Here is a 12,187-nt window from a genome sequence, read left to right as displayed (position 1 = left end):
GCCACGGGGCCGTGGACGTGCGAGATCACGGGATCTCGACGGGTCACACCAGCGCGGAGTCGTTCGCCACGTGGTCGGCGAAGGCCTGCAGCGCCGCCGCCCCGACCGCCTTGTCCTGCTCGCCGTTGCCGCCGCTGACACCGACGGCGCCGACGATCTGGCCCTCGTACACGATCGGGAACCCACCCACGAAGATGGCGAACTTGCCCGGGAGCATGTGCGAGATGCCGAAGGCCTCGTTGCCCGGCAGGGCGGGGCCGTTCGGCGGCTCGTTGAACAGGTGCGTGGCGCGCTCGTGGCCGGCGGCGGTGAAGGCCTTGGCGATGGAGATCTCCACGCCGGTCAGCCGGGCGCCGGGCAGCCGGTGCAGGGCGATGACGTTGCCGCCGTCGTCGCACACGCAGATCGTCTGCTTGACGCCGATCTCCTCCGCCTTGGCCCGGGCGGCCGCCAGCATCGGCAGTGCGTCGTCGAGGGTGATCCGGAAGACCTGGTGCACGGGGCTCTCCTCCTCCGGCCGAGGCCGGGTCGTCGGCTGCCGTTCCTCGCCCGGGCGAGGACGGCGGATGCGGTCAGCCTCCGGGCTGGACGAGGGGCCGGGCAATGGTGAGACTGCCGTACGACTCGGGGATAGGGTTGTGCACTCTGACCGAAGGAGCGCGCCATGCCGCACGCCCACTCCGACGACGCGCTGACACTCGCGCGGCTGCTCCAGGAGCCCGCGCTGCGACGTGCCCGCATCCACGCCGGGCGGGCCGGGGCGGTCACCCGGGTGGAGTGGGTCGCGCCCTGGGCGGTGACCGGGTCGCAGGAGGAGTCCCTGACCGGGGTGCTCGTGCACGCGCACGCCTCCGAGCTGGCCCGCGACGGGGTGTCGGTCGCCGACGCCGCGGCCGCGCTGGCGCAGCGGGGCGCCGCGGCGCTGCTCGTCGACGGCCACCAGCCCGACGCCGCCGACGCCGACGCCGCCGGCCGGCTGCCGCTGGCCACGATGCCCGACACCGTCGCCTTCGCCGTCCTCAACCGGTTGGTCGCCGACCTGACCCTGGCGCGGGAGACGCACGTGCTGCGCTACGGGCTCACCGTGCACCGGGCGCTGGCCGAGCTGCTCTACCGCGGAGCCGAGCTGCCGGCGCTGTGCAGCCAGATGTCGCGGATGTCGCAGCGGCCGGTCGCGGTGTTCGACAAGCAGGGCGCCCTGGCGGCGCTGGAGCAGCGGCAGCCCCGCGTCGTCGAGCCCGCCGACCTGGTGGCGGCGTTCACCGAGCAGGCCGAGGCGCTGGGCACGGTGGGGGAGCCCGACGAGCTGCACCCGCGGTTCGCCGAGATCACGCTGGCCGGCCGGCACCTGTCCTGCGTGCTCACGCCCATCGTGCTCGGCGGCCGGCACGACGGCTGGGTGCTCCTGCTCGAGGAGAGCGACGACCCGCACCCGCACGACCTGGCCGAGCACCGCGTCCTCGTCGAGCAGGCCGCCCCGATCATCGGCACCGAGATGCTCCGGCTGCGCAGCGTGCAGCGGGCCAAGGAGCAGGCCCGCGGCGACTTCGTGCACGGGTTGCTGCACGGCCGCTTCGCGACGGTCGAGGACATCAGCGCCCGCGCGGCGCACTACGCCTTCCCCGTCCGGTCGTGGTTCGGCGTCGTCGTCGCCTCGGGCCTGCCCACGCCCGCGGACGCCGACTCGCCGGCCCGGCTGCAGTCGATCGCCACCCAGGCCGCCCGGCTGCTGCCCGAGCAGGAGCGGCACACGCAGGCGGCGATGGTCGGCGACGTGCTCGTGGTGGTCCGGGAGGCCGCCCGCCGCGGCACGATGGGCACCCCCGACAACGCCCTCGCCGCGGTGAGCGAGTACGCCACGGCCCTGCACCGCTACCTCAGCCGCCGCAAGGACCAGGGGAGCCGGCCGGTCCGTGTCGCCTACGGCCGCCCGGTGGTCGGCGCGCTCGCGATCCCCGAGAGCTACCGCGAGGCCCGCATGGCGCACGGGCTGCAGAACCGTCTGCAGCTGGCCGAGGTGTGCGGCTTCCAGGAGCTGCGGGTGCACGCCGTCCTGGAGGACGTCGCGGCCAGCCAGGTCGGGGCGCGTTTCGCCTCCGACGTCCTCTCGCCGCTGCGCGACCCCGGCGCCGCCGACCTGGAGGACGCCGTCCTGGCCTACGTGGCCTCCGGCGGCAACGTGAACGCGGCCGCGCGGGACCTGCACATCCACCGCAACACGATGCTCTACAAGCTCGACCGGGCCTCGCGGCTGCTCGGCATGGACCTGCGCCAGGCCGAGAACCAGTTCACCGTCTGGCTGGCGCACACCCTCGACATGCTGGCGAGCACCGGGCGCGAGGTGGACCGGCTGGTCAGCCCGGTCTGACGGCCGCTGAGTTCGCGGGCGGTGCGGTGTCTGTACGGATGTGACCCCGCTGCCTGCCCTCTCTGCCGCCGCCGTGGACGAGGCGGTCTCCGCCGAACGGCTCCGCCTCGCCGACACCGTCGCCGAGCTGACCGACCGGCAGTGGTCCACGCCGTCGCTGTGCGCCGCCTGGACCGTGCGCGACGTCGTCGCCCACCTCACCGTCACGACGCGGATCACCGTGCCGCAGGTGCTGCGTGCAGCGGTGCGGGCGCGCTTGAGCTTCGACCGGATGGAGATCCAGCTCGCGGCGGCGCGCGCCGCGGCGTACGGCACCGCCGAGCTGGTCGCCCAGCTGCGGGAGAGCGCCGCCTCCTCCCGGCGCATGCCCGGCAGCGGGCCGATGGACCCGCTCATGGACCTCGTCGTCCACGCCCAGGACATCGCCCGGCCCCTGGACCGGCGCCACGTCACCCCGCCGGAGGTGGTGGCCGCCTGCCTCGCCTACGTCGCCAGGAACCGGTTCATGGGCGGGCCGCGGCGACTCGCGGGCGTGCGGCTGGTCTCGACCGACACCGGGTGGACCCTGGGCGAGGGCGCCGAGCTGCGCGGGCCCGACGTCGACCTGCTCCTGGTGGCGGCGGGGCGACCCGCCGGCCTCGTCGGCCTCGACGGCCCCGGCACCGCGGTGGTGGCCGAGCGCCTGGGCTGAACCGGGGCGCCCGTGTGCACCCTGCACAAACCGAGAGGTGAGCGCTGGGCATCGTGCCGGTGAACAGGGGTTGCCGGGCCGCTAGCTTTCGGCGGACGACCACCGCTCCCGGTGATCGCGTCCCATCCGCTGTTCGGCCCGGTCGTCCCGTCCGTCGTGCACCGCGGGCGACTGAGCCCCGTGCACGAACTCGGAGGCCTTCGTTGACTGCGGCGCACTGGGTGTACCTGGCAGGTGTGGCATCGCTGATCGTGGTGATGCTGCTGCGGAAGAACGTGATCGTCCCCGCGGTCATCGCCACGTTCGTGACGACGTGGCTGTACACCGGGGACTTCCTCAACGGCCTCGGCTCGGTGTTCAGCGCGAGCATGGTGGCGACCACCGAACTGCTGAACATCTTCCTCGTGCTCACGGTCGTGACCGCGCTCCTGGGCGCGCTGCGCGCGATCGGCGCCGACCGGCGGATGATCGCGCCGCTGGCCAGGCTCATGAAGAACGGCCCGATCTCCTACATCACCCTCTTCGTCGCCACCTACCTGCTCTCGCTGGTGTTCTGGCCGACGCCGACCCTCGCACTCCTCGCGGCGATCCTGCTGCCCGCGGCGATCGCGGCCGGGCTCTCCCCGCTGGGCGCCGCGATGGCGATCGCCATCGCGGGGCAGGGGATGGCGCTCGCCTCCGACTACGTCATCGGCGTCGCCCCGAGCCTGTCCGCCAGTGGTGCCGGTGTCCCCGCCGGCGCGATCGCCGACCGGGCGCTGGTGCTGAGCTGGGTCGTCGGCGTCGTGGCCATCACCATGACCTACTTCCTGCACGTCCGGAACGGCTCGCTCGCCGCCCTCCTGCCCGGCTCCCGCGGGCGGGCCACGCGTCGCGACGCCGTCGCCCTGCTGCCGGCGCGGGAGGTGGACCCGAGCGAGGTCCCGGTGATCGTGGGCACGGCCCTCACCACCAAGGGCGAGCCGCTGCGCGTGCGGACCACCTCGGCCACGGACACGGCGTCCGGCGACGGCTCGGGGCCGGGGAGCGGTGGCGGCAACGGCTCCGGTCCCGCCGGCAGCACCGGCAACGGGCACGGCCCCGCCCTCGGCAACGGACACGGGCCCGCGCTCGGCACCGGACACGGCCCCGTCGTCGGGAACGGCTCCGTCGTCGGGAGCGGTCACGTCCCCGCTGACGACGCCGGCGCCCTCGACCCACCCGTGCGGGCGCGGCGGGCCCGGGGGTTCGCGATCGCCGTCCCCCTGGCGTTCGCCGCCCTGGTCGTCTACATGCTGCTCGGCAAGGTCACCGACCTGGTCCCCGAGGTGGAGGCCGGCTGGGGCGCCGCGCTGGTCGGCGGCCTGGCCCTGGTCCTCATGCTGGCGGTGACGATCTCCTCGGGCAGCAACGGCCTGGAACGGGCGGGGGAGCACTTCGTCGACGGCCTCGTGTTCGCCTTCAAGGCCATGGGCGTGGTGATCCCCGTGGCCGGTTTCGTGCTCGTCGGCATCTCCGACTTCGCCGGGCGGATCATGCTCCTGCCCGAGGACGCCGAGGCGCCGGGCTTCCTGTTCGACGCCATCTCCAGCGGGGAGCGGTTCATCCCGGACAACCCCGTGGTCGTCATGTTCGCGATGCTGCTGGCCGGCATGCTGATCGGCCTCGACGGCTCCGGCTGGGCGGGCCTGCCGTTCACCGGGTCCATGGCCGACGCGTTCGCCTCCTCGACCGGCGGGGACACCGCGACCCTCGCGGCCATCGCGCAGAACGCCGCGGGCTGGACCGGTGGCGGCACGCTGCTCATCTGGTCCTCGCTGATCGCCGTCGCCGGTCTCACGGGGGTCCCGGTCACCACGCTCGCCCGCAAGCTGTTCGTGCCGGTCGTCACGGGGCTGGTCCTCAGCGTCGTGGTGGCGGCGGTGATCTGGTGAGCCGGGCGACCGTCCGGGGCCTCGCCGGGGACGTCCGTGCCGGCCTCGCGTCGCCGGCGGAGGTGCTCGACGACGCGCTGGCCCGCATGCACGCCGTGGACCCGGTCGTCCGCGCCTTCGTGTCGGTCGACGAGGAGCGGGTGCGGGCGGAGGTCGCGGAGCTGACCCGGGAGGCGGCGCAGGGCCGGTTCCGGGGGCCGCTGCACGGCGTGCCGGTCGCGGTCAAGGACCTCATCGACGTGCGCGGTCACCCGACCCGGTGCGGCTCCCTGGTGACCGACGACCGGCCGGCCGGTGACGACGCCCCGGCGGTGCGGCGGCTGCGGGCGGCGGGCGCGCTCGTCCTCGGCAAGACGGCCACCCACGAGTTCGCGCACGGGGTCACCACGCCGCCGACCCGGAACCCGTGGGACGTCTCGCGCATCCCCGGCGGCTCGAGCGGTGGCTCGGCCGCGGCGGTGGCCTCGGGGCAGGTCCCGGCCGCGCTGGGCAGTGACACCGGGGGGTCCATCCGGGTCCCCGCGGCCCTCTGCGGGGTCTCCGGGCTCCGCCCCCGGCCGGCGGACGTGCCGGTGGCGGGCTGCGTCCCGTTCTCCCCGAAGCTGGACACCTGCGGACCGATCGCCGGGGACGCCGAGGACCTCGCCCTCCTCTTCGCCGTGCTGGCGGGGACCCCTTGCCCGGTCGACGCGCCGGTCGAGGGCCTGCGCCTCGGCACGGTCGCGGACGAGGCGCTGGGGGACGTCGACGCCGAGGTCCTCGCCGCGGTCGAGGCCGCGGTGGCCGTGCTGCAGGCCGACGGCGCCGTCCCCGTCCCGGTGACCGTCCCGCCCTTCGCCGCGTGGAGCGCGGCCCGCACCGTGTACGTGCTGGCGGACTTCCTCGACGTGCACCGGTCCGCGGGCTGGTACCCGGGGCGCCGGGAACGCTACGGCGAGGAGGTGGCCAGCTACCTGAGCCTGGCCGAGCGGATCACGCCGCGGGAGAGGGCCGCCGCCGTCCGCGACCTGGGCCGCCTGGAGCCGGCACTGCGGTCCGGCCTCGAGGACGTCGACGTGCTGGTCCTGCCCACGACGGCGATCCCGGCGCCGACCGTCGAGGAGACCGCCTTCCGGGCCGGCGACACCGGGCGCGCACCGGTGGTGGGGACGCTCATGCGGCTGTGCGGGCCGTTCAGCTGGTGCGGGCTGGCCGCCGTCAGCGTCCCGTGCGGGTTCACCGCGGGCGGCCTGCCGATCGGGCTGCAGGTGGTCGGCCGCGACGTCCCGACGGTGCTCGGCGTGGCCGCCCGGTACCAGGCGCGCACCGACCACCACCTGAGGGTCCCGCCGGTGGGTCCCCGTGTCGTGGGGGCGGTCGGCGGCTGACCGGCGCGGTCAGCGGCCGCCGTCCTCGACCAGGCCGGCCAGGCGGTCCAGGGACAGCCGCCAGCCGGTCTCGTTGTCGGCCGGCGGGACGCCGTCGGGCAGCCCGTCGTGCACCGCGACGAGGTCGGTGCCGCCGTCGGCGTCGGCGAGGGTGATCGTGATCGTCATCTCGCCGCGCAGGGCGGGGTCGTCGGTCTCGAACTCGTCGACCTCCACGACCAGCTCGTCGGGCACCAGCCGGGCGAACCGGCCGCGGTAGGTGTCGGTGTGCGCGGTCGTCTTCCCGGCCGGCCCGGGCTCGTCGTAGGTCAGCGAGATGCGGAACGTGCCGTCCTCGGCGCCGGTGAACTCGTGCACCTGCGCGGTCATCCCGGGCGGGACCTTCCAGCGGGCGACGGCGTCGCCGTCGACGAGGGCGCGGTAGACCGCCGCGCGCGGTGCCCGGATGTGCCGGGCGACCCGGGTCGAGCTCACGGCGGTCAGCCTCCCGCCGCCGGCGGCACGGCGCCGTCCGGGGACACGCCGTCCCACAGCTCGTCGAAGGCGATGCTGTCGTAGAAGGCCGTGCCGTCGACCACCGCGCCGTCGCGCAGGGTGAGGAACCAGGCGTAGGTGTTGCGGTAGGGAGTCCCGGCCGTGGTGGTGCCCTCGCCGTCCCACACGACGACGACCGTGTCCCCGTCGGCGTGGATCCGGCGGACGCGGACCGGGCGGAAGGGCGCATCCGGCCGGAAGCGGGCGGCGAAGGGACGCAGCACCTCGTCGGTGAACTCCCGGGCGCTGCCGTACGTCCCTGCCGCCTTGGACCGGCCGACGATCTCCCACGTCATCCCCTCGGTGAACAGGCGCGACACGTGCCCGTCCCCGCGCGACCACGCCGCGAAGGCCTCGGCCACGACCTCCCGGTTGCTCCCCACCCGGCGGACCTCCTCGACAGCGCTGAGCGAACGGCCGGCGACCGCACCGCCATCCTCCTGCGCGGTGGCCCCGCACGGGGTCCCCCCGGACGTCTCAGGGACGGGGGTTGGTCCGCGTCCAGCCGCGCTCGTCCCGCCGGGCACCCAGGGCCGCCCGGCAGCGGCGGCACACCGCCTGCACTTCCTCCGCGTGCCGGCCCGACTCGGGCTGGACGTCGGCCCAGCTGACGTGCGGGAAGCGGCCCAGCCGGGACCTGCTCAGCGACAGCCCGCAGACGGTCTCGTTGCGCCCGCGCTCCCACGCGTGGACCTCCCCGGCCGGATAGCGGATGCCGTCGTCGGGGTCGGTCCACCGGCCCGCCGCCGCGACCGCCGCGTTGCGCACTCCCATGAGCGTGCCCATACCCGTCGTGCCGCTCCGATCCCCGGACGGGCCAGGAGCGGTGGGAGCTGTGATCCCCGTCACAGGAGTCACCCGCTTGCGGTGGCCGGCGCGGGGCATGGCAGAGGGCGGTCCCCGGGTCCGGACGGTCGACCCCGGGCCGGCCGGCATCGGCCTGGTCGCCGGCCGGGAGCGGATCCAGTACGGAACGCGGGTGGCTGCCTCGGCGCCGCTCTCAAAGAACGGAAGGCAGTTCTCAGTCATGGCCGAGTCGGAGCAGACCCCCCGGAGCGAGACCGCCCGCGACACCGCCGTGGACGCCGGCAGGGGCGACGACCGCGCGACGCAGGGCCGGAGCGATCGGGTGGGGTCGCGGGCGAGGCCGGCCGGCCGGGCCCCCAGGGTCCGGCCGGGACCCGGTGAGCGCGGCGAGCCGGGCCCCCGGGGTCCGGCCGGTCCTCCCGGTGAGCGCGGCGAGCAGGGAGAGCAGGGCCCGCCCGGGCTTCGCGGCGAGGCCGGCTCGCCGGGCCCGGCCGGTGAGCAGGGCCCGCCCGGTGAGCAGGGCCCACCCGGTGCCCAGGGACCGCAGGGGGAGCCGGGCCCGCCCGGTGAGCAGGGGCCGCAGGGGGAGCCGGGCGAACGCGGCGTGCCCGGCCCGCCCGGCGTGCCCGGCCCGCAGGGCGTGCAGGGTCCGCCCGGCGTGCAAGGTCCGCCCGGCGTGCCGGGGCCGCAGGGCCCGGCCGGTCCGCCGGGGTTCTACCCGCCCACCCCCGCTGAGCTCGCCACCAAGGTCAAGCGGGCGGCACTGGACGTCACCCTGCGCGCCCTGGTCGACCCGCGGGTCGGCGTTCGCTACCTCGCGACGCTCACCTCGCGGGTGGTGAAGCTGCAGGGTGGGCTGTTCCTGCGCGCGATCGTCGACACCGACGCCGCGACCCCGGCCCAGCCGTCGCCCGGCCGGTCCGACGCTCTCTCCACCGCCTAGCGGGACCGCCTCAGCCGGTGGCGAGCTCCGGATCCGGACGGCCGGCAGGGCGGTCGGGCAGCTCCCGGCCGGCGAAGCTGAGCGCCAGCCCGAGCACGGCCACACCCGCGCACCCGGCGAACAACCAGCCCAGGCCGTCGGGGTAGGCCGCCGCGACGCCGGCCGCCCCGACCGAGGCGCCGACGAAGCGCATCATGTTGAACAGCCCGAGCCCGGCGCCCTTCTGGCCGGCGGGGGAGCGGGTGGCCCCTGACAGCGACGGCGTCTGCACCAGCGCGACCCCGAGCCCGGCGACCACGAGGACGGCCGCGACCGGCAGCACCGCCGTCGACGCCGTCCCCAGGAGCACGCCGAGGGTGACCGAGACGCCGAGCAGCACGGCCAGGCCGCTGCGCAGCACCGGTCGCGGCCCGATCCAGTCGGCCAGCAGGCCGACCAGCGGCGCCGACGCGGCCCAGACGACGGGCAGGAGGAAGACCAGCAGGCCGGTGGCGGTGCCGGACAGCCCCGCGACGCCGGTCAGGTGCAGCGGCACCGCGACGAGCACGGAGAACAGCGTCACCTGCTGCACGAAGACGCCGGTGGCGCTGCGCAGCCAGCGGATCTCCACCAGCAGCCGCGGGTCGATGAACGGCCGGCGGCGGCGCAGCCCCGAGACGACGAAGCCGGCCAGCGCCAGGACGCCGAGCGCCAGCGCGCCCAGCGCCACCCACAGCGGCACGCCGTCCTGCGGCGCCACGGTCACGGCGGCCATCAGCGCGGCCACCCCGAGGGTCAGCGAGCCGACGCCGAGCGCGTCGATCGGGGCGCGCTGCCCGGCGTCCCGGGGGACGACGCAGGCGGCGAGGATCAGGACGCCGACGGTGACCGGCACCAGCAGCCAGAAGATCCACCGCCAGCCGAGGGCGTCGGCGAGCAGGCCGCCGATCGGCGGCCCGACGGCCTGGCCGATGCCGTTGGCCGCGCCCCACGCGCCCATGACGCGGTTGCGGCGGCTGGCCGGCCAGCACCGGGCGAGCGTGCCCATGACCGCGGTCGGGACCGCGGCGCACCCGAGCCCCTGCAGGCCGCGGCTGACCACCAGCCACGGCAGGGAGGGGGCGAGCGCGGCGCCGACCGTGCCGACCAGCAGGATCGACAGCGCCAGGACCAGCGTGCGGCGCCGGCCCAGCCGGTCGCTGATCCAGCCGGTGACCGGCATGGCGACGGCCAGCACGAGCACCGACGCCGAGGCGACGAGGACACCCTGGGTGACCGGTGCCCCGAGGTCGGTGGTGATCTGCCGCAGCGGGACGTTGACGATGTTGTTGCTGACCGTGCCGAGGAAGGTGGCGCCCAGCAGCGCGGCGAGCAGCCACCCGGCCCGCGGGAGCGTGCCCTCGGCGACCTCGGCCGCTGCGTACCGTCGGTCCTGGGTCGCGCTACCGGTCACAGACGTCCTCCACGTTCACCCGTGGGGAACAGCCTGCCAACCTGCACACGACGTCACCACGGCACGGTGCACATTCGGAGGTGGGGCGAGTGTGCACATCGTTCATGGACGGCGCCGGGCCCGTCGGGGAGCTTTTCCCACCATCACATTGGGCTCACCCCTAGGGGCGTCGATGCATCTCACAGCAGCGCACTGGGTCTTCCTGGCGGGGGTCGTCGTCATCCTCGCCACGATGATCATGCGCAAGAACATCGTGGTACCCGCCGTGGTCGCCACGTTCCTGACCGCGCTGGTGTACACGGGGAGTCTCGCAACCGGTCTCTCGTCGGTCTTCAACGCCAGCCTGGTCGCGGCGACGAGCCTGTTCAGCATCTTCCTGATCATCGCCATGGTCACCGCGATGCTGCGGTCCCTGGAGGGGCTGGGCGCCGACCGGAAGATGGTCGCGCCGTTCCGGAAGGTCATGCGCAACGGCCACCTGGCCTTCTGGACGCTGGTGATCGTCACGTACTTCATCTCGCTGTTCTTCTGGCCGACCCCGGCGGTGCCGCTCATCGGCGCCGTCCTCGTGCCGGTGGCGATCCGGGCCGGCCTGCGCCCGCTGGCGGCCGGCTTCACCGTCGCCGTCGCCGGTCAGGGCATGGCGCTCTCGTCCGACTACGTCATCCGCGTGGCGCCGGGCCTGTCGGCCACCGCGGCCAACGCGGACCCGAACGTCGTCGCCGACCGGGCGTTCGTCCTCTCGCTGATCGTCGGTGGGATCGCGCTGGCCATCGGCTACGCCATGGAGCTGCGCAAGATGCGCCGGCCCAGCGACGAGTGGCTCGAGGACTGGGAGGTCGCCGCCGACCGCAAGTCGGCCGTGGCCGACGCCGAGGAGATCATCGACGAGGACCCGCAGGCGCGGGACGGCGGCGTCGCGGCCGGCGGGGGCGCTGATGGCGGCAGGGGTCGCGGCGGCCCCGGTGGGGGCGGTACGCCCGTCCCGGTCGAGGAGCGGGAGCTGGTCGGCGCGGGGGGTCACTCGGCGGTCCCGCTCAACCCGGCCGGGGAGCCGCGGATCGTCGGGCACGGCGTCGCGCTGCGGGGTACCCCCGCCGGCGAGCCCGTCCCGGCCGAGGCGCACACCGTGCAGCCGGTCGACAAGCCCGGGGCCTCGCGGTTCTTCGCGGTCTTCGTCCCCGTGGCCTACCTGGCGCTGATCGTCTACCTGGTGGTCGCCAGCGTCTCGGACTCGGTGCCGGACCTGCAGGGCGGTGACGCGGCCGCGCTCGTCGGCGGCATCGCGCTGCTGACCGTGTTCGGCGCGGCGTTCGCCCGCGACAAGAACACGTTCATGGAGACCTCGGCCGAGCACATCGTCGACGGCCTGGTGTTCGCCTTCAAGGCCATGGGCGTCGTCCTGCCGATCGCCGGGTTCTTCTTCCTCGGCAACGGCGAGTTCTCCGCCCAGATCATGAGCCTGGGCGAGGGCGCCACGGGGCCGGCGTTCCTGTACGACCTGGTCGTCGCCGGGCAGGACCAGCTCCCGGCCAGCGGGATGGTCACCGCCTTCGGCATCCTGCTCGTCGGCCTCATCGCCGGTCTGGAGGGCTCGGGCTTCTCCGGCCTGCCGCTCACCGGGTCACTGGCCGGCTCGCTGGCCGAGGGCGCCGGTGTCAGCAGCCCGACGCTCGCGGCCATCGGCCAGATGGGCAACATCTGGTCCGGCGGCGGCACGCTGGTCGCCTGGTCCTCGCTGCTCGCGGTCGCGGGCTTCGTCCGGGTCCCCGCGGTGGAACTGGCCCGCCGGTGCTTCCTGCCGGTCATGGCCGGCCTGGTGGTCGCGACCGTCCTCGGGGTGCTGGTCTTCGGATAGCGGCCCGGACCCACGGCAGCCCCGGACCCGAGCTCGGGTCCGGGGCTGCCGTGGGGCTGCCGTGGGTCTGCGCGTCAGACCTCCAGGTGGCGCGGGGAGGTGCTGAAGACCTGCTGCCACACCTGCTGCGCGGTGTGCACCAGCAGGACGGCGGCGACGACCGGGCCGACGACCTTCCAGACCACGGAGGCGTCGAAGGCGAAGGGCAGCACACCGAGGACGGCGGCGACGACCGCGGTGGTGCGGAGGAGGCGGGCGAGCGGTTGCTGCATGA

13 protein-coding genes are annotated in these 12,187 nt (G+C 75.2%); 6 read left to right on the top strand and 7 right to left on the bottom strand.

Annotated elements, in window-relative coordinates:
• Positions 1 to 43 precede the first annotated feature (43 nt).
• A complete protein-coding gene (locus ACI782_RS14240; protein WP_456910247.1) occupies positions 44 to 499 on the bottom strand; it encodes a GlcG/HbpS family heme-binding protein in 456 nt (151 codons plus the stop codon).
• Between the two features lie 165 nt (positions 500 to 664).
• Between ACI782_RS14240 and ACI782_RS14235 the strand changes: the two genes are divergently transcribed.
• The 4 genes from ACI782_RS14235 (at position 665) to ACI782_RS14220 (ending at position 6,339) form a co-directional block, all read left to right on the top strand.
• The gene (locus tag ACI782_RS14235; RefSeq protein WP_456910245.1) at positions 665 to 2,368 is read left to right on the top strand and encodes a PucR family transcriptional regulator; all 1,704 of its coding nucleotides are present in this window, start codon (positions 665 to 667) and stop codon (positions 2,366 to 2,368) included.
• A gap of 40 nt (positions 2,369 to 2,408) precedes the next feature.
• Complete coding sequence (locus ACI782_RS14230; protein WP_456910243.1) at positions 2,409 to 3,059, top strand: maleylpyruvate isomerase family mycothiol-dependent enzyme; 651 nt, start codon at positions 2,409 to 2,411, stop codon at positions 3,057 to 3,059.
• A gap of 236 nt (positions 3,060 to 3,295) precedes the next feature.
• Entirely contained in the window at positions 3,296 to 4,972 is a 1,677-nt protein-coding gene (locus ACI782_RS14225; protein WP_456910241.1) for a hypothetical protein, read from the top strand.
• On the top strand, positions 4,969 to 6,339 hold the full coding sequence (locus tag ACI782_RS14220) for an amidase (RefSeq protein WP_456910239.1): 1,371 nt from the start codon (positions 4,969 to 4,971) through the stop codon (positions 6,337 to 6,339). Before ACI782_RS14225 ends, ACI782_RS14220 begins: the two co-directional genes overlap by 4 nt.
• Before the next feature lie 9 nt (positions 6,340 to 6,348).
• On the opposite strand, the gene ACI782_RS14215 is transcribed toward ACI782_RS14220, so the two are convergent.
• The 4 genes from ACI782_RS14215 to ACI782_RS14200 form a co-directional block, all read right to left on the bottom strand.
• Complete coding sequence (locus ACI782_RS14215) at positions 6,349 to 6,813, bottom strand: SRPBCC family protein (RefSeq protein WP_456910237.1); 465 nt, start codon at positions 6,811 to 6,813, stop codon at positions 6,349 to 6,351.
• Between the two features lie 5 nt (positions 6,814 to 6,818).
• Positions 6,819 to 7,256, bottom strand: a complete 438-nt coding sequence (locus ACI782_RS14210) for a nuclear transport factor 2 family protein (RefSeq protein ID WP_456910235.1) — start codon at positions 7,254 to 7,256, stop codon at positions 6,819 to 6,821.
• 94 nt (positions 7,257 to 7,350) lie between these two features.
• Positions 7,351 to 7,647, bottom strand: coding sequence for a hypothetical protein (locus tag ACI782_RS14205; protein WP_456910233.1), 297 nt, complete (start codon positions 7,645 to 7,647; stop codon positions 7,351 to 7,353).
• Positions 7,648 to 7,894: 247 nt separating this feature from the next.
• Positions 7,895 to 8,344, bottom strand: coding sequence for a hypothetical protein (locus ACI782_RS14200; protein ID WP_456910231.1), 450 nt, complete (start codon positions 8,342 to 8,344; stop codon positions 7,895 to 7,897).
• Positions 8,345 to 8,356: 12 nt separating this feature from the next.
• On the opposite strand from ACI782_RS14200, the gene ACI782_RS14195 reads away from it, so the two are divergent.
• Complete coding sequence (locus tag ACI782_RS14195; protein WP_456910229.1) at positions 8,357 to 8,623, top strand: hypothetical protein; 267 nt, start codon at positions 8,357 to 8,359, stop codon at positions 8,621 to 8,623.
• Positions 8,624 to 8,633: 10 nt separating this feature from the next.
• On the opposite strand, the gene ACI782_RS14190 is transcribed toward ACI782_RS14195, so the two are convergent.
• Positions 8,634 to 10,055 (bottom strand): MFS transporter, encoded by a 1,422-nt coding sequence (locus ACI782_RS14190; protein ID WP_456910227.1) that lies wholly within the window; start codon positions 10,053 to 10,055, stop codon positions 8,634 to 8,636.
• Between the two features lie 172 nt (positions 10,056 to 10,227).
• On the opposite strand from ACI782_RS14190, the gene ACI782_RS14185 reads away from it, so the two are divergent.
• Positions 10,228 to 11,913: a hypothetical protein gene (locus ACI782_RS14185; protein WP_456910225.1), complete on the top strand. Its 1,686-nt coding sequence runs from the start codon at positions 10,228 to 10,230 to the stop codon at positions 11,911 to 11,913.
• Between the two features lie 74 nt (positions 11,914 to 11,987).
• Here ACI782_RS14185 and ACI782_RS14180 read toward each other — a convergent pair whose 3' ends face one another.
• Positions 11,988 to 12,185 carry a hypothetical protein gene (locus tag ACI782_RS14180; protein WP_456910223.1) on the bottom strand — a complete coding sequence of 66 codons (198 nt, stop codon included), beginning with the start codon at positions 12,183 to 12,185 and terminating at the stop codon, positions 11,988 to 11,990.
• Positions 12,186 to 12,187: the final 2 nt, after the last annotated feature.

Source organism: Geodermatophilus sp. SYSU D00703 (assembly GCF_054050155.1).
This window is presented reverse-complemented; position numbering and strand designations above follow the sequence as displayed.

Bases quoted from the DNA above. Each gene is read 5' to 3' on its own strand.
- ACI782_RS14235 (WP_456910245.1), top strand. From the start codon at position 665: ATGCCGCACGCCCACTCCGACGACGCGCTGACACTCGCGCGGCTGCTC.
- ACI782_RS14205 (WP_456910233.1), bottom strand. From the start codon at position 7,647: ATGGGAGTGCGCAACGCGGCGGTCGCGGCGGCGGGCCGGTGGACCGAC.
- ACI782_RS14185 (WP_456910225.1), top strand. From the start codon at position 10,228: ATGCATCTCACAGCAGCGCACTGGGTCTTCCTGGCGGGGGTCGTCGTC.
- ACI782_RS14180 (WP_456910223.1), bottom strand. From the start codon at position 12,185: ATGCAGCAACCGCTCGCCCGCCTCCTCCGCACCACCGCGGTCGTCGCC.